This window comes from Pseudarthrobacter lactosi, from assembly GCF_055412785.1.
Genome location: NZ_JBVAYS010000006.1, coordinates 1 through 22,999, shown reverse-complemented (window position 1 = coordinate 22,999; position 22,999 = coordinate 1). Strand labels below are relative to the sequence as shown.

The 22,999-nt window shown below is 65.1% G+C and carries 18 protein-coding genes; 11 read left to right on the top strand and 7 right to left on the bottom strand.

Annotated elements, in window-relative coordinates; translation table 11 throughout:
- Positions 1-88: 88 nt before the first annotated feature.
- Positions 89-1,003 carry a factor-independent urate hydroxylase gene (gene pucL / locus ACZY0Q_RS19175; protein WP_463919210.1) on the bottom strand — a complete coding sequence of 305 codons (915 nt, stop codon included), beginning with the start codon at positions 1,001-1,003 and terminating at the stop codon, positions 89-91.
- A gap of 370 nt (positions 1,004-1,373) precedes the next feature.
- Here pucL and ACZY0Q_RS19170 point away from each other — a divergent pair, with 370 nt between their 5' ends.
- Positions 1,374-1,571 (top strand): hypothetical protein, encoded by a 198-nt coding sequence (locus tag ACZY0Q_RS19170; RefSeq protein ID WP_463919208.1) that lies wholly within the window; start codon positions 1,374-1,376, stop codon positions 1,569-1,571.
- Positions 1,572-1,675: 104 nt separating this feature from the next.
- On the opposite strand, the gene ligD is transcribed toward ACZY0Q_RS19170, so the two are convergent.
- Complete coding sequence (gene ligD / locus ACZY0Q_RS19165; protein WP_463919207.1) at positions 1,676-2,920, bottom strand: non-homologous end-joining DNA ligase; 1,245 nt, start codon at positions 2,918-2,920, stop codon at positions 1,676-1,678.
- Between the two features lie 130 nt (positions 2,921-3,050).
- The gene (locus tag ACZY0Q_RS19160; RefSeq protein ID WP_463919205.1) at positions 3,051-4,439 is read right to left on the bottom strand and encodes an 8-oxoguanine deaminase; all 1,389 of its coding nucleotides are present in this window, start codon (positions 4,437-4,439) and stop codon (positions 3,051-3,053) included.
- A gap of 366 nt (positions 4,440-4,805) precedes the next feature.
- Between ACZY0Q_RS19160 and ACZY0Q_RS19155 the strand changes: the two genes are divergently transcribed.
- From ACZY0Q_RS19155 to ACZY0Q_RS19110, 10 genes are all read left to right on the top strand, one after another.
- A complete protein-coding gene (locus ACZY0Q_RS19155) occupies positions 4,806-5,300 on the top strand; it encodes a nucleoside deaminase (protein ID WP_463919204.1) in 495 nt (164 codons plus the stop codon).
- Between the two features lie 14 nt (positions 5,301-5,314).
- The gene (locus tag ACZY0Q_RS19150) at positions 5,315-6,841 is read left to right on the top strand and encodes an NCS2 family permease (protein WP_463919402.1); all 1,527 of its coding nucleotides are present in this window, start codon (positions 5,315-5,317) and stop codon (positions 6,839-6,841) included.
- Between the two features lie 208 nt (positions 6,842-7,049).
- Positions 7,050-8,333 carry an XdhC family protein gene (locus tag ACZY0Q_RS19145; RefSeq protein ID WP_463919202.1) on the top strand — a complete coding sequence of 428 codons (1,284 nt, stop codon included), beginning with the start codon at positions 7,050-7,052 and terminating at the stop codon, positions 8,331-8,333.
- On the top strand, positions 8,324-9,295 hold the full coding sequence (locus ACZY0Q_RS19140; protein WP_463919200.1) for an FAD binding domain-containing protein: 972 nt from the start codon (positions 8,324-8,326) through the stop codon (positions 9,293-9,295). The genes ACZY0Q_RS19145 and ACZY0Q_RS19140 overlap by 10 nt, the downstream gene beginning before the upstream one ends.
- 2 nt (positions 9,296-9,297) lie before the next feature.
- Positions 9,298-12,102, top strand: a complete 2,805-nt coding sequence (locus ACZY0Q_RS19135) for a molybdopterin-dependent oxidoreductase (RefSeq protein ID WP_463919198.1) — start codon at positions 9,298-9,300, stop codon at positions 12,100-12,102.
- Between the two features lie 263 nt (positions 12,103-12,365).
- Positions 12,366-13,940, top strand: coding sequence for an NCS1 family nucleobase:cation symporter-1 (locus tag ACZY0Q_RS19130; protein WP_463919197.1), 1,575 nt, complete (start codon positions 12,366-12,368; stop codon positions 13,938-13,940).
- A gap of 73 nt (positions 13,941-14,013) precedes the next feature.
- Entirely contained in the window at positions 14,014-14,757 is a 744-nt protein-coding gene (locus tag ACZY0Q_RS19125) for an aspartate/glutamate racemase family protein (protein ID WP_463919195.1), read from the top strand.
- 45 nt (positions 14,758-14,802) lie between these two features.
- The gene (locus tag ACZY0Q_RS19120) at positions 14,803-15,582 is read left to right on the top strand and encodes an SDR family oxidoreductase (protein ID WP_463919193.1); all 780 of its coding nucleotides are present in this window, start codon (positions 14,803-14,805) and stop codon (positions 15,580-15,582) included.
- 220 nt (positions 15,583-15,802) lie between these two features.
- On the top strand, positions 15,803-17,311 hold the full coding sequence (locus ACZY0Q_RS19115; protein WP_463919191.1) for a cation:dicarboxylate symporter family transporter: 1,509 nt from the start codon (positions 15,803-15,805) through the stop codon (positions 17,309-17,311).
- Between the two features lie 347 nt (positions 17,312-17,658).
- Positions 17,659-18,882: an NAD-dependent epimerase/dehydratase family protein gene (locus ACZY0Q_RS19110; protein ID WP_463919189.1), complete on the top strand. Its 1,224-nt coding sequence runs from the start codon at positions 17,659-17,661 to the stop codon at positions 18,880-18,882.
- On the opposite strand, the gene ACZY0Q_RS19105 is transcribed toward ACZY0Q_RS19110, so the two are convergent.
- From ACZY0Q_RS19105 to ACZY0Q_RS19090, 4 genes are all read right to left on the bottom strand, one after another.
- Complete coding sequence (locus tag ACZY0Q_RS19105; RefSeq protein ID WP_463919188.1) at positions 18,851-19,993, bottom strand: aminotransferase class V-fold PLP-dependent enzyme; 1,143 nt, start codon at positions 19,991-19,993, stop codon at positions 18,851-18,853. The two genes, ACZY0Q_RS19110 and ACZY0Q_RS19105, sit on opposite strands and share 32 nt — an antisense overlap.
- Positions 19,994-20,105: 112 nt before the next feature.
- Complete coding sequence (locus ACZY0Q_RS19100) at positions 20,106-20,246, bottom strand: hypothetical protein (RefSeq protein WP_463919186.1); 141 nt, start codon at positions 20,244-20,246, stop codon at positions 20,106-20,108.
- 487 nt (positions 20,247-20,733) lie between these two features.
- The gene (nboR, locus tag ACZY0Q_RS19095) at positions 20,734-21,342 is read right to left on the bottom strand and encodes a nicotine blue oxidoreductase (RefSeq protein WP_463919184.1); all 609 of its coding nucleotides are present in this window, start codon (positions 21,340-21,342) and stop codon (positions 20,734-20,736) included.
- An 84-nt stretch (positions 21,343-21,426) separates the two neighbouring features.
- A partial coding sequence (locus ACZY0Q_RS19090; protein ID WP_463919182.1) for a transketolase-like TK C-terminal-containing protein occupies positions 21,427-22,999 on the bottom strand: 1,573 nt, incomplete at its 5' end.

Below are 22,999 nucleotides of genomic sequence, written 5' to 3'. Positions count from 1 at the left end.
ATTTCGACAAGCTCAATCACCGGGGTTGGTCCGGGGGTTGAGCCCGTCGAAACCCAGGGTCCCGACGGGCTCAATCAGCGTGGGCGGATCAGCAGAAGCCGGCGATGCCGTTCCAGGCGGCGGGGGCCGTGCCTGAGTCTTCGCGCTGGACCGTGGCCTCGATCAGGCCGTACGGGCGGTCCGCTGCGAAGAAGACCTCGTTGGGGTTGTCGAGCCCGAACGGGGCGAGGTCAACCAGGAAGTGGTGCTTGTTGGGCATTGAGAACTTAATCTCGTCCACTTCGCCGTGTGCCTCGAGGACCTTCTTGCCCATGTCGAACAGGGTCTGCTGCAGGCCGTGGGAGTAGTTCTCCGTGAAGCCCTCGAGCAGCAGGGCCTTGATGTCGTCGTAGCTCTTGTTGAAATCCGTGGCCGTGTGGTCCAGGCCGGTGCTGTAGCGCCAGCGGGCGGAGACGTCCGTGGCCAGGATACGGTCTGTGGTCTCCGGCAGGGTGGTGTACTGGTCGCGCGGGTAGCCCACAAAGCCGGACTGGGTGGTCTTCAGGACGGTCAGGTCCTTGAGCCCGGAGATCACGTGCGTTGTGTTGCCGTCCCGGACCACGACGGCGGTGCGGACTTCCTGCCCGTTGCGGACAAAGCTGTGGTCGTGTTCGGAGCCGTGCGCCTGGATCCGGTCCCAAGTGTAGGACTCGGCCTCCCAGCGGCCGCCGGTGACCCAGTCGAAGCCTGAGGTGAAGTGCTCGCTGAGGCGAAGCAGGAAGGCTTCGGGGGAGCCGACTCCCGCCCGGGCGAAGGCGTAGATGGTGTTCTTCTGGGTGTCCGTGGCGACGACGTGGGCGTTGTCGCCCTGTAGGTGGGCAGCTTCGAAATCGCCGCGCAGCTGCGAGGTGACGTTCAGGTCTTCGATTTGGTGGCGGTGGGTGTCGCGGGTGACTTTGACGACGCGGACTTCTGCCTTGCCGTACTGGTTGTCGCCGAGGACGATCTTGTTGCTCATGGTCATATCCCAACTTCTGCGAGGTGGAACCTTCAAGGTCCACCAACGAAATTAAGCGCGTGTTTCAAGCGCGTTTCTGGTGGATGCCGACCCAACAAAAAAGAGCCAGCATCCATTGATGCCAGCTCATTACGACCCTGCCTGCTGCTCCCAGGTTACGTGACTTGCGCCACGAATTGGAAAAAGCGTAGCTCACTTCGGCCAGTGGTGTACATCACTTCCGGGGAATCGTTACGTACTTTCTGATTGTGACCGAGCGCCTCCATTGCCATTGACGAACCAAGCGATGGCCGTTTAGGCTATTTCACATAGCAAAAGTTCTTTTCCGCTTTGCGGAAGAAGTGAAGCACTATCAACCACCTCGGAGGAGGATCAGATGTACCAGCAGGACACAACGCCGGTCGCACCGGAACACACGGCCGCACCCGCAGTCCAGGAGTTCTACCTTCCCCTCGGAGGCGGAACGGATCCGGACTTCTATCTGCCCGCGGACCGGGAGCATATTCCGGGCCGTTTCTCGCGCTGGGTCCAGGGCCTGCCGGGCTTCGGCGGCCCGCGCTCCCAACAGGGCTGACGACACGCATCTTCGCTGAGGACACGCAAATGGCCTGGCGACACCCGAATTCGGGGGTCGCCAGGCCATTTCCGCGTCGCGGGGCGTTTTGCGCGTCGCCGGCGTCAGGACCCAGGCCGCCCCGGCCATTGCTTGCCGGCCCAGGGGTCGTAGTCGGCGATGAGTTCCTCCTGCGGCGGGCGCTCCGCTTCGGGGACGTGCTGCAGGTTTACCCGCACCCGGTACCAGAGCGAGCTTGATCCGCGCATGCCGTCGACGAGCACATCGGCCGGATGCAGGGCCGGGACGACGTCGGCATGCCGGGTCTTCCACTCGTCGAGCGCCGCGAGCGCCTCGGCTTTGGACTTGGTCCGGGCCACCTCTAGGAGCGGCATCACGGACAACCGGCGGCCGGAGCCGTCTCCGTTGCGGGGCGCTTTCTCGGCGGGGCCGAGCTTGGCTGCCAGTGCGAGGAGCCCGTCGAGCGTGCCCACGGCGTCGTCGATCCCCTCATGCGGGTCACCCATGTCGGCGAAGCGCATAGGCACCGTGCGCACCGTGAATTGTTCGGGCCGGATGGAGCGGACCTCGTCCCAGGTGAGCGGCGTCGATACCCGGGCGTCGGGCAGGGGCCGGATCGAGTATGCGGATGCCACGGTGCGGTCCTTGGCGTTCTGGTTGAAGTCGACGAACACACTCTCGCCGCGCTCCTCCTTCCACCAGCGCGCCGTGGCCAGGCCAGGCGCGCGGTTTTCGACCTCGCGGGCGAGGGTCTCGGCGGCGAGCCGAACGTCTCGGTACTGCCACTGCGGCGCGATCCGCACCAGGATGTGGAGTCCGCGCGACCCGCTCGTCTTCGGCCACCCCACGAGGCCGACGTCGTCGAGCACCTCCCGCGCGACGAACGCGACGTCGACGATCTGGGACCAGCTGACCCCCGGCATCGGATCGAGGTCGACGCGGAGTTCGTCGGGGTGCTCAAGGTCCTCGGCGCGTACGGGATGCGGGTTGAGGTCCAGGCAGCCAAGATTCACCACCCAGGCCAGACCTGCGGCATCCCTGATGACGGACTCCTCAGCCGACGTCCCCGATGCGTAGTGCAGCGTTGTGGTGTCGATGAAATCGGGGTGGTTTTCGGGCACGCGCTTCTGGAAAAACGGCTCAGCGTCGATGCCCTTCGGGAACCGCTTGAGCACCATGGGCCGGCCGCCCGCACCGCGCAGCGCACCATCCGCCACGGCGAGGTAGTAGCGCACCAGGTCGAGCTTCGTCAGCCCAGGTTGGGGGAACACCACCTTGTCCGGGCTCGAGATGCGCACCTCGGTGCCGTCAATGGTGAGGATCTCGGCCGGGGTCTTGGACGGGCTCATGCCGCCACGCTAGCAACGATCGTTGGCGGCAGCCAGCGCCCGTGCATAGGCCCGTTCTGACGGTTCCCTGCACGCTCGACGTCACCGAACATCGTGTGCGCAGGGAACCGTCGAAACGGCGAGCGAAGAGCTAGCCCGCAACAAGCTTCCGCGCCGCGGCCGAGTGCTCCGCAATGAGCCCGGCTATGTCCAGGCCCGGGATCTGCCCGTCAACCACCCGCCATTTCCCGCCCACCATGACGCGGTCCGCGCGGTCCGCGCCGCACAGCAACAACGCGGCAACAGGATCGTGGCTGCCGGAGAACCGCAGGTCGTCAAGGCGGAAGAGTGCCACGTCGGCCTGCATCCCCGGCGCCAGCTGACCGATATCGGAGCGCCCCAGCACGGCCGCCGAGCCGCGCGTCGCCCAGCCAAGGGCACGCTCCACGGGAACGGAGGCCCCGTAGCGCAGCCGCTGCAGGTACAGCGCCTGCCTGGCCTCGAGCATCATGTTGGAGGCATCGTTTGACGCCGACCCGTCCACGCCCAGCCCCACCGGAACCCCGGCCGCCTCAAGTTCCAGCACGCGGGCGGTGCCCGACGCGAGCCGCATGTTCGACGTCGGGCAGTGCGCGACGGCGGTGCCCGCGGCTCCCAGCCGGGCGATCTCGTCGTCGTTGAAGTGGATGCCATGGCCCAGCCACGTGCGGTTGCCCAGCCAGCCGACGCTTTCCAGGTAGTCCACGGTCCGCATGCCGAACATCGAGTGGCAGAAGTCTTCCTCGTCGATGGTTTCGGCGAGATGGGTATGCAGCCGCACGTCCAACCGCTCCGCCATCAAGGCGCTCTCGGCCATGATTTCCTTGGTCACCGAGAACGGCGAGCACGGGGCCAGGGCAATCTGGATCACGGCGCCGCCGCCGCGCTCGTGGTACCGCGAGATGAGGCGTTCGCTGTCCGCCAGAATGACCTCCGGCCGCTGCACCGTGGACTGCGGCGGCAGGCCGCCGTCGTCCGTTCCCAACGTCATGGAGCCGCGCGTCAGGGTGGCACGCATGCCCAGTTCGCGTACGACGGCGACCTCCACGTCGATCGCGTCCTCCAGTCCGGCGGGGAAGAGGTAGTGGTGGTCGGCTGCCGTCGTGCAGCCAGAGAGCAGCAGCTCTGCCAGGGCCACTTTCACCGCGAGTTCCAGGCTGTCCGGAGTCAGGCGTGCCCAGACCGGATAGAGGTTCTGCAGCCAGGGGAACAGCGGGGCGTTGGCCACCGGACCCCAGGCGCGCGTGAGGGTCTGGTAGAAGTGGTGGTGCGTGTTGATCAGGCCGGGCAGCAGCACGTGGCTGCCGGCGTCGAAGGTCTCATCGCAGGGTGCGGACGGCTGCCCGCCGGCCGGAATCAACTCGGCGATGATGCCGCCGCTGACCACGATGCCGCCACCGGCGTCGAGCCCGTTGGCGGTGAAAACGTCGAGGGGGTTCTTGATCCAGAGCCTGGCCGGGGTCGGGGCCGGGGCCGGGGCCGGGGTGTGCGCGTGGGCCATGAGGGTTCCTTGTCTGGTCGGCAACAAAATGCGTTCCAGCTCAGTTAGGCCCTGTCTGCTGATCCAGGATGCCGGCCTCCTCGAGGGTCGGCCGGTGGCACTTAGCGTAGAGGGCGAGGCTCAGGGGCGTCAATGTGACCCGCCCGAAACAAGAATTTCACATTACGAAATTAAGTTTTCAAAAACTATGGCGCTGCTCACACGTCCGGTGCTAATCTCGATCTTGCCAAAGGCGGGCACCCGGACTCCGGGAAGCTATCTACCAGGCGAACCTTCAAAAGCACATGCTGAAGCCTGGTAGCCGAATCATTGGCGCGTCCCCGTCTCAGGGTTACTGGGCTTCCTTGCCCCTAAGGAAGTCGCACAATGAGTACCACCGTCACGGCCGAACATTTCCTGGCCACCTCCATAAAACTGGCAACAGCCAACGTCCTGAACAGCGGCGGCCCGTTCGGCGCCGTCATTGTCACCGCGGACGGCCGCGCCTTCGAAGGCGTCAACCGGGTCACCGCCACGAACGACCCCACCGCGCACGCCGAGGTGACCGCCATCCGCAACGCCTGCCGCGAGCTCGGCACCTTCGATCTCAGCGGAGCCACCCTCTACACCAGCTGCGAACCCTGCCCCATGTGCCTGGCCTCGGCCCTGTGGGCCCGGATCGGCAACGTGGTCTTCGCCGCAGACCGGCACGACGCCGCCTCCGTGGGCTTCGACGACGCCGTCTTCTACGAGTACTTCGAAAACGAGGGCCGGGATTCACTGATGCCGGTCGCCAAGCTGGAGCTGGGTCACCCCCAGGCCCCGGCCATCCTGGAACCGTTCAACACCTGGAACACGCTTGATTCCAGGATTGACTACTAGGGCCGGTGGCTGACATGACAATCCTGGACCCCGCAGAAATGCGATCGGCAGCTGAAGAGCAGGCTGCGCTGGCCGGCGCAGGGCACACAGCGGCACCCCGCCCCCCGGCGTCGAAATCCTTCCTGGACAGTTTCTTCCAGATCTCCAAGCGTGGCTCCACGCTGGCTCGCGAATTCCGCGGCGGCATCGTCACGTTCTTCACGATGGCCTACATCGTGATTCTCAACCCCCTGATCCTGGGCGGCTTCTCGGCCGAGAACGCGCCCACCGACGTCGCGGGCGGCTGGCTCTCGGCAGCGCAGGTGGGAGCCGTTACGGGCCTCACCGCCGGCGTCATGACCATCGTGTTCGGCCTCGTCGCAAACCTGCCGTTCGGGCTGGCGGCCGGCCTGGGCATCAACTCGTTCCTGGCCGTAGCCGTCATCCAGGAGGTCACCTGGCCCGAAGCCATGGGCCTGGTGGTCATCAACGGCATCCTGATTGTCCTCTTCGGCGCCACGGGTGCCCGGACGGCGATCTTCAAGGCAGTCCCCAAGGAACTCAAGGCCGCCATCACCGTGGGCATCGGCCTGTTCATCGCCTTCATCGGTTTTGTGGACTCCGGATTTGTCCGCCCCACCAAAGGCGGGCCGCCGGTCCAGCTCGGCAACGACGGCTCCATCACCTCCATCCCCACGCTCGTCTTCATCGTCGGGCTGCTGGTCATGGGCATCCTCGTGGCCCGCAAGATCCAGGGCGGGCTCCTGATCGGAATCGTCGCCACCACTGCCCTCGCCGCCATCGTCGAGGCCACCATGCACCTCGGTCCCGGCAGCGCTGAAAACCCCGGCGGCTGGCACCTCAACACACCGGTGCTGTCGGGCCAGCTGGTGTCCGCCCCGGACTTCAGCCTGGTGGGCCAGTTCGATCTCTTCGGCTCGTTTTCAAGGATCGGCGGGCTGGCGGCCACCATGCTCGTCTTCACCCTGGTGTTCACTAACTTCTTCGACGCCATGGGCACCATGACCGGGCTCGCCAAGAGCGCCGGAGTGGCGCACAAGGACGGCACGTTCCCCCGGCTGAAGTCCGCCTTCATCGTCGAAGGCATGGGCGCAGTGGTGGGCGGCGGAACGTCCGGCTCCTCCAATACCGTCTACATCGATTCCGCGGCCGGCATCGGCGAAGGCGCCCGCACCGGCCTGGCGTCCGTGGTCACCGGCGTGCTGTTCCTGGGCTCGATGTTCTTTACGCCGCTGACCTCGGTAGTACCGCTCGAGGTGGCAGCCTCCGCCCTGGTGGTGGTGGGCGCCATGATGATGGCACAGATCCGTGAGATCAAGTTCAGCAAGTTCTCGATCGCACTGCCGGCCTTCCTGACCATCGTCACCATGCCGCTGACCTACTCGATCGCCAACGGGATCGGCGTCGGATTCATCTCCTTCGCTGTCATCAGCGCAGCATCGGGGAGGGCAAAGAAGGTTCATCCGCTGATGTGGGTGGTCACCGCGGGCTTCATCATCTACTTCGCCCGGGGGCCGATCAACGCCCTGCTCGGAGCGTAGCAACCCGGAACCCACGACGGCGGGCGGCGGTGGAGTGCCGTTATTCCGCCACGGACCGGGGCGGGATTAGAGGCCCCGCCCCGGTCCCCGCAAACAACTGCCCTGACTTTCCCTCTACACCAGCAAGGAATGAGATTATGAGGCAAGACCGCGCTCTGTTCCGGACAGGCTTCCCGTCCGGAACCCCAGTGGTAAAGGACGTGTTGCCATGTTGGACCTAATCCCCTCACTGGGAAGGTGGCAGCCCGCGGTCTCCGGCCAGCGCTGCGCCGTCGCCACCATCGTGGCCGCCGGCGGCTCCGTGCCCCGGCCGCTCGGTACCTCCATGCTGGTTTCCGAACACGGCGACGTCCTGGGCAGTCTCTCCGGCGGATGCGTGGAGGGCGCCGTGGTGGAAGCTGCGCTTGCGGCAATGCGCGACGGCGGCAGCCGCCTTGAGTCGTTCGGCTACAGTGCCGAGGACGCGTTCGCCGTGGGGCTGAGCTGTGGAGGGCAGCTGGAAGTCCACATCCAGCCGCTCGGATTCTCGCCGGAGGCGATGGACTACCCCATGCTGAACAGTATGGCGGGCCACCAGTCCACCGCTGCCCTGGCACTGATCCGCAGGCTGGACGCCGGCGGGGGAGCCGTCGTCGTACAGGATCCTGTGCGCTTCCGCGCCATGGAGTCCCCGGACCTTGCCCGCCTGGTGGGTGACCACCCCGCCACGGTTTACGCGGCAGCGGCCCAGCTCGAACCACTGCTCCAAGGCGGACGCAGCGGGCTGGTCCGCTTGGCACCACCCGATGGCTGCTACGACAGCCCTGGCCAAACGCACCCCGAGCCCATCACGCTGTTCGTGGAAAGCCGGCTGCCGGCCGCCCGGATGCTGATCTTCGGGGCCAACGACTTCGGCGCCGCACTCGTTCCGGCCGGGAAACTGCTGGGCTATAACGTCACCGTGTGCGATGCCCGGCCGGCCTTTTCCAGCCAGGGCCGTTTCCTCGCCGCCGACCACGTGGTCACGGACTGGCCGCACCGCTACCTTGCCGCAGAAGCAGCCGCAGGGCGCGTGGACCGCCGGACCGTGGTGTGCGTACTGACCCACGACCCCAAGTTCGACATCCCGCTGCTGGAAACCGCGCTCGGCCTGGGCCTCGCCTATGTGGGCGCAATGGGGTCGCGGCGCAGCCACCGCCAGCGCATCGATGCGCTGCTCGCGGACGGCACGCCGGCCGAAGCGCTGGAGCGGCTCCATTCGCCCATCGGCCTGGACCTGGGCGCGGTCACCCCGGCCGAAGTGGCTGTTTCCATCACCGCCGAGATCCTCGCCTCCCGCGGCCGGGTCGGACCAGGCAGCACCTCAGCGGGGCCGGTCAAGGCGACCTCCCTCAAGGACGGCAGCGGCCCAATCCACCACCCGGAACCCCGCACGCACAATCCCCGCATTTACGAACCCCGCACACACGAACCCAGCACGCACGAACCCCGCCAGGAGGACCCATGGACATGAACACCATCGAGGCCGTCGTCCCAACGACGGACCCCGCCGACTGGCGCGACGGCGACGCCTGGCTCGCCGGCGGAACGGTGCTGTTCTCCTACGGCAGTACTGTCCTGAAGCGGCTGCTGGACTTGGGCAACGCAGGCTGGCCGGCGGTGACCGTAAGCGACGCCGGGATCGAACTGGCCGCCACATGCACCATCGCGGACCTTTATGCCCTGCCGGATTCCGCCGCAGTAGCCGGCCGGAACTGGCCCGGCCTGGCCTTGTTCCGTCCCTGCTGCGACTCCTTCGTGGCTTCCTTCAAGATCTGGAACATGTCCACCGTGGGCGGCAACCTGTGCACCTCGCTGCCGGCCGGTCCCATGATCTCGCTCTGCGCCGGGCTGGACGCCATTGCCACCATCCTCGGCCCCGGCGGCAGCAGCCGCACGGTCCCGGTGGCCACGTTCATCACCGGGGACGGGCAAAACGGATTGGCACCCGGGGAACTCCTGCGCAGCATCCAGCTGCCGGCGTCGTCGTTGTCCGCCAAAGTGGCCTTCCGGCGGCTCTCGCTCAGCAACCTCGGCCGTTCCGGGGTGCTGCTGATCGGGCGGCGGGACGCCGACGGGGGTCTGGTCATCACCGTCACCGCCGCCACCAAACGGCCCGTGCAGCTGCGGTTCGCCGCCGCCAAGATGGCCGGCCCCGCGGCCCTGGCCGCCGCCGTCGGGAAGGCCATCCCGGCGGAGCTGTACCACGATGACATCCACGGACTGCCCGAGTGGCGCCGGGACATGACCCTTCGGCTCGCGGAGGAGATCCGTGCGGAACTGCTGGAAGAACGGCTCACTGTGTCGGGCGATTTCTGGACCGGACCGACCGGCCAGCCGCACGCAACATCGCCGCAACCGAGCGCACAGGCGAGCCCACAACCCGAAACAACGCAACCCGGAACACCACAGAACCAACAGCTGAAGGAGGCCTGAGCATGGCAATTGAAATCAACGGCACCGCCACCCCGGCCACACCTCGACCCGGCCAGTGCCTGCGCACGTTCCTGCGCGAACAGGGCAACTTCGGCGTCAAAAAGGGCTGCGACGGCGGCGACTGCGGTGCCTGCACCGTCCACGTGGACGGCACCCCCGTGCACAGCTGCATTTACCCGGCCGTCCGAGCGGAGGGCAGGTCCGTCACCACCATCGAAGGCCTCGCCGGGACGTCCGGTGCAGCGGGAGGTGCGCTGCATCCCGTGCAGGAGCAGTTCCTGGCCGAACAGGGCTTCCAGTGTGGCTTCTGCACCGCCGGCATGATGATGACAGCAGCCACCTTCGACGACGAACAGAAGGCCAACCTGCCCCGCAGCCTCAAGGGCAACCTCTGCCGCTGCACCGGCTACCGTTCCATCGCGGACGCCGTGTGCGGGACCGGTTCCGCGGGGAAGCACACGCACGATCAGGCCCGAACCTCAACAACCCAAGCCGGGCAGCTCGGTGACAATGTGCCCGCCCCGGCTGGCGCCGCCGTCGTTACCGGCACCGCCCGCTACGCGCTGGACGTCCCGGCCGAGGAGCTGGAAGGCCTGCTGCACCTGAAGCTGCTGCGCTCACCCCACGCCCACGCACGGATCGTCTCCATCGACAGGACGGCCGCACTCCAGGTGCCCGGCGTCGTCGCGGTCTTCACCCACGAGGACGCCCCGGCTCAGCACTTCTCCACGGCCCAGCACGAGCTCTACACCGACGACCCGGACGACACGCGCGTCCTCGATGACGTGGTGCGGTTCATCGGCCAGCGGGTTGCCGCCGTCGTGGCCGAATCGGTGGGTGCCGCCGAGGCCGGCGCCCGCGCCCTGCACGTGGAATACGAACTGCAGGACACCGTCTTCAGCCCGCAGGACGCCATGCTTCCCGGCGCACCAGCCCTGCACGGGGATAAGGACGCCGTGAAGGCCAGGATCTCGCGCCCGCGGCAGAACGTGGTGGCCGAGCTGCACTCGGAACTGGGCAGCGTGGCAGACGGGTTCGCCGCGGCCGATTTCATCCATGAGCACACGTACCGGACCCAGCGCGTGCAGCACGTCGCCCTGGAAACGCACTCCTCGATCGCCTGGCTCGACGCCGAAGACCGCCTCGTGGTCCGGACCTCCAGCCAGGTCCCGTTCCTGGTCCGGCGCACTCTGGGCCGGGTGTTCGACCTGCCGGAGGAACGTATCCGCGTGGTAGCCGGTCGCGTGGGCGGCGGCTTCGGCGGTAAGCAGGAAGTGCTCACCGAGGACCTCGTGGCCCTCGCCGCACTCACCCTGCGCCGGCCGGTGCAGGTGGAGTTCTCCCGCACGGAGCAATTCACCGCCGCCACCACCCGGCACCCCTTCACCATCAAGCTCAAGGCCGGCGCCAACAAGGGCGGCTACCTGACCGCCCTCCAGCTGGATGTCGTCACCAACACCGGCGCCTACGGCAACCACGCGCCCGGCGTCATGTTCCACGGCTGCGGCGAATCGCTGGCCGTGTACAAGTGCGCCAGCAAGAAAGTGGACGCGCACGCCGTCTACACCAACACCGTGCCGGCCGGGGCATTCCGGGGCTACGGGCTGAGCCAGATGATCTTCGCGATCGAGTCGGCCATCGATGAGCTGGCTGTCGGCATCGGGATGGATCCCCTGGAATTCCGGCGCCGGAACATGGTGCGCGAGGGCGATGACATGCTCTCCACCAACCCTGAGCCCGAGGAGGACGTCCACTACGGCAGCTACGGCCTGGACCAGTGCATCTCCCTGGTGCGCGACGCGCTGGACCGAGGCAAGCAGCGCTACCGCGATGCCGGGCTCGATGACCTCGGCCCGGAATGGGTCACTGGCGAGGGCTCCGCGCTGTCCATGATCGACACCGTCCCGCCCCGCGGCCACTTCGCCCATACCCGCGTGAGCCTGCTCCCGGACGGCACCTTCGCGGCCGACGTCGGGACCGCCGAATTCGGCAACGGCACCACTACCGTGCACGCGCAGCTGGCTGCGACGGCGCTGTCCACGATGGCGGCCAAAGTGGCTGTGCGGCAGTCCGATACCGACCTGGTGGAGCACGATACCGGCGCGTTCGGCTCGGCCGGGACAGTGGTGGCAGGCAAGGCCACACTCCTGGCGGCCACCGGACTCGCGTCCCGGATCCTCACCGTTGCGGCGGCGCTGACCGGGGTTCCGGAGAACGAATGCGTGCTCGACGACGGCGGGGTGGACTGTGCCGGGCGGCGGGTTCCGCTCACGGACATCCACACCGCTGCGCGGCACCAGGGCGTGCAGCTCGCCGTCGACGGCAACTGGGACGGGACCCCGCGATCGGTGGCGTTCAACGTCCACGGCTTCCGGGTAGCGGTCAACACTGGCACGGGCGAGCTGCGGATCCTGCAGAGCGTGCAGGCCGCCGACGCCGGTGTGGTGGTCAACCCGCGGCAGTGCCGCGGCCAGATCGAAGGCGGCATCGCGCAGGCGCTGGGCGCTGCACTGTACGAGGAGGTCCGGGTGGACGACGCCGGCCGGGTCACCACGGACATCCTGCGGCAGTACCACATCCCGTCCTTCGCGGACGTGCCGCGCAGCGAGGTCTACTTCGCTTCCACCAACGACCAGGTGGGCCCGCTCGGCGCGAAATCCATGAGCGAGAGCCCGTTCAATCCCGTGGCGCCGGCCCTGGCCAACGCCATCCGGAACGCCACGGGAGTCCGGTTCGCGGAGCTGCCGATCGGCCGGGACAAGATCTACCTGGGCCTGAAGGAAGGCGGGCTGGTTCCCTCCCACTAAGTGCAACGCGGGGTCAGATATGGCCCATGGAACGGGGTCTATTGGGCCGTATCTGACCCCGCGTTGCCTCCGAAGCAACCGTTTGTGACCGACTTTGTTCCGGCGACCCCTTGACTGATGCGTGACCCAGGTCATACCGTTATTTCACCACTCGATACCCATCTTCCGCATTGTGGAAATTGCAATGACGCTCCTGCCGGTAGTTTCCGGCATTAATCCCACTGCGGAACAGATGGAAGACATCTTCAAGAAGTGAGACCACGATGCAGACAACCCCGTCGACCGGCGTCGATCCGACACCCGGGCCAGCCGTGGACGTTGACCTAGGCAAAGCCGTCCACCCCTCCATGGGTGTCGACGCGCTTTGCGATGCTGCCAGCGCCGCCTCCGGCCGGACCATCAGCCCCACCCTGTACAACATCGACCTGGCCCCGACCAAACGCGAAGGCCGCCGCTGGACCAGCTACAGCATCTTCACGCTCTGGGCCAACGACGTCCACAGCCTTGGAAACTACGCGTTCGCCATCGGACTCTTCGCCCTCGGGCTGGGCGGCTGGCAGATCCTCCTCGCCCTCGGCGTCGGAGCCGTCCTTCTGTTTGCGCTGCTTAGCCTCTCCGGCTTTATGGGCGTCAAGACCGGAGTCCCCTTCCCTGTCATGAGCCGGATCAGCTTCGGCATCAGGGGCGCCCAGATCGCCAGCCTCCTGCGCGGGGCGGTGGCCGTGGCCTGGTTCGGCATCCAGACCTACCTCGCATCCGTGGTACTCCGCGTCATGCTGGTGGCCATGGTTCCTTCCCTGCGGGAACTGGACACCAACTCCATCCTCGGACTGTCCACCCTGGGCTGGGCATCGTTTGTGTTCCTCTGGATTGTCCAGTTGGTCATCGTCAGCTTCGGCATGGAGATGATCCGCAAGTATGAGGCGTTCGCCGGGCCCATCATCCTGGTGACGATGGCAGCCATCGCCGTCTGGATCTTCGTCGAAGCAGGGGGCTCCATCGCATGGGCCTCGGACAACGCGCTCGAAGGCGCCGACATGTGGCGCACCATCTTCGCCGGCGGTGCCCTGTGGGTTGCCATTTACGGAACGTTCGTCCTGAACTTCTGCGACTTCACCCGTTCCGCCGTCTCCAAGAAGGCCGTGGTGCGCGGTAACTTCTGGGGCATCCCCATCAACATGCTCCTGTTCGGTGCGATCGTGGTGGTCATGGCCGGTGGACAGTTCAAGATCAACGGCACGGTCATCCAGAGCCCGTCGGACATCGTCCAGACCATCCCGAACACACTGTTCCTTGTCCTGGCCTGCCTCGCGCTGCTGATCCTCACCATTGCCGTGAACCTGATGGCCAACTTTGTGGCCCCCGTCTACGCCCTGACCAACCTCTTCCCGAAGCACCTGAACTTCCGCAAGGCGGCCTGGGTCAGCGGCACCATCGGCCTCATCATCCTGCCGTGGAACCTCTACAACAACCCGCTGGTGATCGTGTACTTCCTGGGCGGACTCGGTGCGCTGCTCGGCCCGCTGTTCGGCGTGGTAATGGCCGATTACTGGCTGCTGCGCCGCGGCAAGGTCAACGTGCTTGAGCTCTACTCCGAGGACCCGGCGGGTGCCTATTACTACAAGAAGGGCTTCAACCCCCGGGCCATCATCGCCATGGTGCCTGCCGCGGCCATCGCACTCCTGATCGCCTTCGTTCCGGCGCTGGAAGCCGCCGCCCCGTTCGCGTGGTTCGTCGCGGCCGGCATCGCCGCCGTGGTCTACTACGTCATCTCGGATCGCGCCCAGCGGCTCGACGACGTCGACGGTGAGTCAATCGCCGTCGCCAGCACCCACTGACCCACCCGCCAGCTGACGTACGACCCACTGACGTTTTTGTTCCGAAATACCCGTCCCGAAAGAGGAAAGCACCATGCGCATCCTTGTGGCCAACGTCAACACCACACAGTCCATGACCGATTCGATCGCGGCGCAAGCGCGGCAGGCCGCGCTTCCGGATACGGAGATCGTGGGAATCACTCCCCGCTTCGGCGCGGACTCCTGCGAGGGAAACTTTGAGAGTTACCTCGCGGCCATCGCCGTGATGGACGCCGTGGTCAGCTATCCGGAACCCTTCGACGCTGTCATCCAGGCCGGCTACGGCGAGCACGGCAGGGAAGGGCTCCAGGAGCTCCTCGACGTTCCGGTAGTGGACATCACCGAGGCGGCCGCGAGCACGGCGATGTTCCTGGGCCACAAGTACTCCGTGGTCACCACCCTGGACCGTGCCGTTCCGCTGATCGAGGACCGGCTGAAGCTGGCCGGCCTCGACGCCCGGTGCGCCTCGGTCCGGGCCAGCGGCATGGCCGTCCTGGAACTGGAGGAGGAGCCGGAGCGCGCTGTGGAAGCCATTATCGAGCAAGCGCTGCTGGCCGTCCGCGAGGACAAGGCCGAGGTCATTGTCCTCGGCTGCGGCGGCATGGCCGGCCTGGATGACGAAATCCGCAAGCGTGCGGGCGTCCCCGTGGTGGACGGGGTGGCGGCTGCTGTCACCATTGCCGAATCGCTGGTCCGGCTGCGGCTGAGCACCTCAAAGGTCCGGACCTACGCCACCCCGCGGCCCAAGACGGTCATAGGCTGGCCCATAACAGCGGCGGAAGTTCCCGCCGCACTTTAGCCCGGCGATCAACAGCCCGGCGATCAACACAAGGAGCAAGACCCCATGACTGCAACCCACCGGCCCGCACAGCCCCATCGGCCGGCGCCGGTCGCCGTCGTCACCGGTGCCGGTTCCGGGATTGGCAGGGCGGTGGCGCGGCTCCTGCTGGCCGACGGGTACCGAGTGGTGTTAGCCGGCCGCCGTGAGTCTCCGCTGCTGGAGTCCGCGGCCGGCCACCGCCAGGCGCTGACGGTGCCCTGCGACGTAACAGCGCCCGACGACGTCGAGCGCCTTTTCGCCGCGGCACTCGGAAAGTGGGGGAGGGTTGACCTCCTGTTCAACAACGCCGGCGTGTTCGGCCCGGCCGCGTCGGTGGATGAAATCAGCGTGGCCGACTGGGACGCGGTGCTGGCGGTGAACCTGACCGGCTCGATGCTGTGCGCCGCCGCGGCCGTCCGCGCCATGAAATCCCAGGATCCGCAGGGCGGCCGGATCATCAACAACGGGTCCATTTCGGCGCATTCGCCGCGGCCGCGAACGGTGGCCTACACGGTCACCAAGCACGCCATGACGGGCCTGACCAAAAGCATCGAGCTGGACGGCAGGGGCTTCGGCATCACCTGCGGCCAGATCGACATCGGCAACACGGCCACGGACATCATGGCCACCATCGGCGTGGACTCCGGAGCCCTGCAGGCTGACGGCAGCCGCAGGGTGGAGCCCACCTTCCCGGTGCAGGACGCCGCGCGTGCCGTGCTCCTGATGGCCGGCATGCCGCCGTCGGCCAGCGTGGGCTCGGTGGTGATCACGGCCGCCGGCATGCCGTTCATCGGCCGCGGCTAACAAAGAATAATCCACACCTTTCCGCTACGGAAGTGGACGTCCGCACCTGTGTTTTCCGTGGCGGGCGTCCGTTTCCGTGGCGGTTTTTGCACGTCCGGAAACTTCAAGCTATTTCCGCATTGTGAAAATGCAATTTCCTCTTGCGGAATTCTGTGACCGGGGTTACGTTTGAAACAGACCCCGATCTCCGGGGCTGTTCCCTATTGATAGGTACAGATCAATGAAGATCCCAGATTCCGCGGCGCTGAAGGCGAGTTCGGCACCGCAGAAGAAGAAGCCCCTGTATAGGTCGCTCTTCTTCCAAATTCTGATCGCCGTCGTGGCAGGTGTTCTCATCGGACATTTCTGGCCGAACCTTGGCTCGCAGCTGAGGCCGCTCGGTGATGGTTTCATCCAGCTCATCAAAATGATCATCGCGCCGCTGATTTTCCTGGTGATCGTCACCGGCATTTCTGCCGTCGGCGACGTCAAGGCGGTCGGAAGGGTCGGAGTCAAAGCCCTTCTCTACTTCACCGGGGCCACGCTCTTCGCGCTGGTCTTCGGCCTGATCGTAGGCAACATCGTCCAGCCCGGTGCCGGTCTGAACATCGATCCCAGCACTCTTTCCCAGGACGCACTGACGGCGAAGACCGGCACCACGCCCCCAAAGGACGCGGCTGCCTTCATCCTGGACATCATCCCCACCAGCGTCATCGGTGCCTTCGCGAGCAACAGCCTCCTGCAGGTCCTGTTCTTCTCGGTGTTCTTCGGCGCGGCCATCGTGGTCATCGGACGCGAGCGCTGCATGCCGGTCATCAGCCTTATGGAAACCGTCCTGGAGCTCATTTTCAAGATCATGTCCTGGATCATGAAGGTGGCGCCGATCGGTGCTTTCGGTGCCATGGCGTTCATCATCGGCCAGTACGGACTCGCAACGCTCGGCACGTACGCCAAGCTGATTGCCGCCTGCTACGGCGCTGCAATCGTCTTCATCGCCCTGCTGTTCCTGGTGGCCTGGAGCTTCGCCCGCGTTCCGCTCTGGCAGTTCCTGAAGTACACCCGCGAGGAGTTCCTGCTGGCCCTCGGCACCGCCTCCACCGAGGCTGTGATGCCGCGCATCATGACCAAGCTAACCAACGCCGGCTGCTCGCGTGCCACCACCGGCCTGGTGGTTCCCACCGGCTACTCGTTCAACCTCGACGGCGCCGCGATCTACCTGTCCATCTCCCTGCTTTTCCTGGCGCAGGCCTTCGGCCACAACCTTGACCTCGGCCAGCAGCTTGCGGCGCTCGGCGTCCTGCTCCTGACCTCCAAGGGCATGGCCGGTGTGCCCGGGTCCTCGTTCCTGGCGCTGTCCGCCACCGCTGCCGCCCTGGGAATCTTCCCGGTTGCCGGCGTGGCCCTGCTGCTCGGTGCCGACCGCCTGATGGACTCCATGCGGGTGGTGGTCAACCTGCTCGGCAACTGCGTCGCCACTTTTGTAGTCTCCAAATGGGAGGGCCAGTTCGACCGCAGCGTTATGGTCCGGGCCTTCCGCGGCGAAATCACCAACCACGATTCCGCCATCATGCTCGGTGTCGAAGACGACTTCGAGGACCAGGAGCTTGAGCGGATCAGCGGCGGCCAGTCGCCGTCGCCCAAATTCCGTGGCGGCCCGAACCCGGAGGAGATCCCCGAATTCCACATGAGGCGGCCCACCCACGCCGCTGCCATACCTGACGGGTCGTCTGACACTGGTGGCGGGAAGTAATTTCCGGTCCCCGGACCACCGCAGTCCGCAACGCGAGGAACCCCGCCCCTGATAGGGGTGGGGTTCCGTGCGCGGGGGACGAAAATCCTAGCGGCGGCGAGCTGCCGGGAGCAGCTCGTTGGCGCCGTAGCTGTTGACAGTCCCCGACGGGCGTTAGCCCAGGACTACCCCGTGACGGCGACCAGCTCGTCCAGAACCAATCCCTTGCCATTCTTCGATGACTTCGCATAAGCGGCTGCGTACTTTCTTCGTGATTTCCTTACGCCTTGCCATTTCATTGACTTTTACGAGTGCTTGTTCTAGATTCACAAAACCTGCCAGGCATTTCGTAATCCAAAAATTCTTACATGGGCGCTGAAACTATGAATGAGTTGAACGGCAATACCGTCATGATTCTCGGCGGCGACGGATACCTGGGCTGGACGCTGGGACTGGCTATGGCCAACCGCACGGGCCGGCGGGTCGTCTTGGTGGATAACCTCGTCAAGCGACGTTGGGAAAAGGAGGCAGGGGCAAAAGTCCTGGTGCCTCTGCAGAGTCCCAAGCGCCGCGTAGCCGAATACGAGCGGATCTTCGGTAAACGGAACCTGTCGTTTGAGAAAGTCGAACTCCTGGATTCCAAGGCTGTTGAGCAGGTTGTTGCCAAGTATCGTCCGACCGTCGTAATTAACGCGGCCCAGCAGCCCTCCGCGCCGTTCTCCATGAGCAGCGCCAAGAACGCCGCCGCGACGTTCTCAAATAATATTGCCGGCCACCTCAACGTGCTGTGGGCCATCGCCCACCTGAGCAAAGCGACGACATACATCAAGGTTGGCTCCGGCGGCTGCTACATGGCTACCGACACCGACTATGTCCCGCTTGGTAAGAACGACTTTACTTTTGAGCATCGCGGCGAGCAGCACAGGATCCTGCAGAGCTTCATTCCCATGCAGGCAACCGACTTCTACCATCAGTCAAAGATTACCGACTTCCTCATCGATGACCTCTGCTCCAAAATGTGGGGCCTCAAGGTCATTACGGTCCAGCAGGCCACCATCTTTGGCGCAACGATTCCGGAAAACCATTCGACGGAGTGCAGTGGCCTAGCGGCCCGGTTTAATTACGACGCTGTCTTCGGCACGGTCATCAACCGCTTCATCTGCCAGATGGTCATCGGCCACCCTCTGACAGTCTATGGTGACGGCACCCAGAAGACCGGCTTGATCAGCCTGACTGATACGGCCGAAAACTTCCTCAAGTTAGCCGACCTCGACGTTAAGCCCGGTGAGCATATGATCGTGCATAATTACACCCACCGCTTGAGCATTGGCGAAATCGCCCAAAGGCTCGCAGAGATCAATCCGTCGGCCAACATCAATTACCTCAAGAACCCCCGCCAGGAGCCGACCGGCAAGCTGGAGCCTCAGATGGAAATACATGAGGCCATCAAGGCCACCAACACCAACATGGAAGCCCGGCTTCAGGCAGAAATGGCCAACATGCTGGAGTTTGTTAGCCGCTACAAAGACGACATCGATCCGTCCATCATCTTGCCCGAGGTCAAATGGTCGGTAGGGGAGAAGAAAGCCTAAGCCCGTTCGCCCCAACCCGGCCCTCTGCCGGCTCTGGCTTTCCCCGAGCGGCTCCGCGAACGCAGTTTCTGCCACCGTTTAGGAATTCACGCATATGCCGGGCCAGGACTTCGATATCTTCCAGTTTGGATTCATGGATGAATGAAACCCGGGTAACGTCCTGGACAGCCTTGATATAGACGCCCCGTTCCATCAAAAAGTTGACTAGTGCGGACGGATCAGCGGTACGCATAGAGACGATGTTGCTCTGACATGCGCCGTAATCGATGAAATCAATCTTGTATTCTCGCAGAATAGCCTTGATCCCCTCCAGGATCGCAAGGTTTTTTTGTTCGATGGCGTCCATGCCGATGGTATTGATTTCCCGGAGCGCCGCGTGCAGCGCCGCCAGTCCCGTAATGTTCTGGGTACCATCTTGGAAGCGGGCGGCCGTATTTTTAAGGACGTAGGAGTCCTCGTCGAAATGCTCCATGCTGCGGATGCCGACCCTGCTGTCACGCAGGGCGGGCATGACGCTCCGGCTGACGTACATGAAGCCGATGCCCATGCCGGCACGTAGATACTTCTGGCCACCGCACACGAGTATGTCTACCGGTGTCTTGGCTAAATCGATCGTACGTGCCCCGATGTGCTGGACGGCGTCGATCACCAGGAAGATGCCCAGGTCACGGCACCGTCCCGAGAGTAAGGCTAGGTTCGGCATAAATCCGTCGTAGCGTTGTGCTGAGGACATACTTATAGCCTTGGTCTGGGGGCCGATGCTCTCGAGCAAACGTCGGAACGCGGCTTCATTGTCACTGCCCGTTATTACCTTGACCGTCACGCCGTCATGGCGCTTACGCAACCAGGGCAGCAGGTTGGCCGGATATTCATTGCCGAGTACCAGCACCTCATCGCCGCACCGCAGCGGCAGCGCTTCGCTCGCTATAATAATGCCCTCGGTCGTATTTTTCAGATAAGTGATTTCCTCAGACGCGCAATTGATTAGTCGGGCAGCTTCGGCGGCCATGTTGTCTGCCAGCAAGTCGTAACGATGAAGCACTTCCGGCGGCCCGTACTGATAAAAATCATCCATGAAGGTGCGGGCGGCTTCATAGGCGGTCCGGCTCATGGGCGCGACGGTAGCGTAATTAAAGAAGCTTTTTTCGGATGAGGGCTTCATGCTGTTGCGGATCCCGACGCGGAACGCCTTGGTTTCCGGCGTCGTGGCAGCGTGGGCTGTACTACGCGGCATAGCTGCCTCCCAGGGGGACCATCAGCATCGCGGCAAGCAGGAGGTTCAGGATCCTCTGCCAGCGTTTTCCGGTGGCGTCGAAGAAGACCGGTGCTCGGCCGAGTGTCTGAGGAGGGGCTAGGTTCGTCATTTTTTCCTCGCGAGTGAACCGGGCCTGCAGGTGTCTTTACAGGGCAGGAAGGTGACAGCCGCTCGGAGGAGCAGATCGGAGTCTGATCTGCTCCCACCTTGTGGCCCCGGGCCCAGCCGATCCACGGAGTGTCACCCTATTCAACGACCTTAGGAGCACCACCCAGAACCTGCATGCGTAGGCAGTACTCTAAATTCGCCAGGGTCATACCTGCACTGGAGGAACTCGAGGCTGCGGCCCCGCTTTGGCACGACTAACATCTGCCATCGGCTGTAGAGCAGGCCGTTCCACCAGCGCTCAGGGTCGTCCGCGCGCTTACCGTCGAAGCGGAGCGTGTGCCGGAACTGGCATGCAGTGAGGTCAGGGTGCAGTACGCACCAGTCCGGGCCGAGATTTCAAGCCAAGGCGGGTCCCTATCATCTAGGCAGACACTGTCATAACCCCTCGAGTCGCAGGCCGGGCGGGCGGTGCCAACGAGGCCGCACCGCTAATTGAGGAGGTGCAGCTGTTCGGGGGTGTCGAGGTCTTCGCCGCCGGAGAGGTCGCTGCAGTCCACGAGGTCTATCAGTTCCAAGTGGCCCTGGAGGAAATGGCGGGCCCCGGCGTCGCCCGTTGCCGTGTCCGCGGCCTCAGCGCGGAGGCTGGAATCCAGGAGCAGCGGATGTCCCCGCCGAAGTCTTCCGTCGGGGCCACGGTAGGCGGCCGCCGTCACCCCGCCAGGCCGGTGGGATACCAGCAACCTGGCGACAGTTTCTGCGGTCAGGCCGGGCTGGTCCACCAGCGCGATCAGCACATGGTCCCCCGGTGCTGCTGCGGCAACTCCCGCCCGGAACGAACTTCCCATTCCGCCGGCCCAGTCCGGGTTGTCGATGACCCGGTGCCGGCTCAGATCGGTGGCGGCGCGGACCTTTTCCGCGTCCGCCCCGAGCACAGCCACCACTTCCCGGCAGCCGCCCGCGAGCAGCACGTCTGCCAGCACTTCAACGAGCGTCCGGCCGCGGAACCCGAGCAACGCCTTGGGCCCGAGCCCCAGCCGCGTCCCGGAGCCGGCGGCAAGCAGCACCGCCGTCGTGCGTTGGGTGTCAAGGTCAGCCATCGCCCCAGCCTATCCAGCCAGACAACAGATGACGGCAGTGTTCCTGGAGAACACTGCCGTCATCTGTTGTCTCGACGAAGGAGGTCAGGCGTCGCCTCCGGCGCCCCCGGTGGTCCCGGCGTTGACGTCCAGGAGCTTGTAGCGGTCCATCGCGTAGGCGGGCACGCCGCCGTCCACCTCGCCGCGCGAAGCCAGCAGCTGCAAGGTCTTCACCACAATCGAGTGGGTGTCGTTCTTGAAGAAGCGTCGGGCAGCTGCACGGGTGTCGGAGAAGCCGAAACCATCGGCACCGAGCGAAGCGAACTGGTGAGGGAGGAACTGGCGGATCTGGTCCGGGACAGCCTTCATGTAGTCGGTCACCGCCACTACCGGCCCCTGCGCATCCGCGAGCTGCTGCGCGACAAACGGAACACGGGCGGGCACGCCCGGGTTCAGGAACGCCTCTTCCTCCGCTGCGAGCCCGTCGCGGCGCAGTTCGTTCCAGGACGTGACGGACCAGACGTCGGCGGAGACGCCCCAGTCCTCGGCGAGGATCCGCTGGGCATCGAGAGCCCAGGGGACGGAGACCCCGGAGGCCAGGATCTGGCTTCTGGGCCCTTCAAGACCCGACGCCGACACCCGGTAGATGCCTTTCAGCACACCGTTGACGTCGAGGTTCTCAGGTTCGGCCGGCTGGGAGATGGGCTCGTTGTAGACCGTGATGTAGTACATCAGGTTCTTGTCCGATGCAGGTCCGGTTCCATCGCCGCTTGCGGCCGGCCCGTACATGCGCTCGATGCCGTCCCGGATGATGTGGCCCATCTCGTACCCGTAGGCGGGGTCGTACGTGAGCACGGCCGGGTTGGTTGAGGCGAGGATCGGGGAGTGGCCGTCGGCGTGCTGGAGGCCTTCGCCGGTCAGGGTGGTGCGGCCGGCGGTGGCGCCGATGATGAAGCCGCGGGTCATCTGGTCCGCCGCGGCCCAGAAGGCGTCGCCGGTGCGCTGGAAGCCGAACATGGAGTAGAACACGTATACCGGGATCAGCGGTACGCCGTGGGTGGCGTAGGCGGTGCCGGCGGCAGTGAAGGCTGCGACGGCGCCTGCTTCGTTGATGCCGGGGTGGATCAGCTGGCCCTGCGCCGATTCCTTGTAGGCCAGGACCAGGTCCCGGTCCACGGACAGGTAGGCCTGGCCGTCCGGGTTGTAGATCTTGGCCGTGGGGAAGAACGCATCCATGCCGAAGGTCCGGGACTCATCCGGAACGATCGGGACAATACGGTGTCCGAACTTCTTATCCCTGAGCAGGTCCTTCAGCAGGCGCACGAAGGTCATGGTGGTGGCGGCCTGCTGCTTCCCGGAACCGCGCTTGGCTACCTCATAGGTCTTGGGTTCCGGCAGCTCTACCGGAATGTGGTCGGGCCGGCGTTCGGGGACGAAACCGCCCAGGGCGCGGCGGCGTTCCATGAGGTACTGGATTTCGGGGGAGTCCATGCCGGGGTGGTAGTACGGGGGACGGTAGAGGTCCTCGTCGAGTTGTTCGTCCGTGATGGGGATGCGGAGGTAGTCGCGGAACTTCTTCAGGTCATCGAGGGTGAGCTTTTTCATCTGGTGGGTCGCGTTGCGGCCCTCGAAGTGGGGTCCGAGTCCGTAGCCCTTGACCGTTTTGGCCAGGATGACG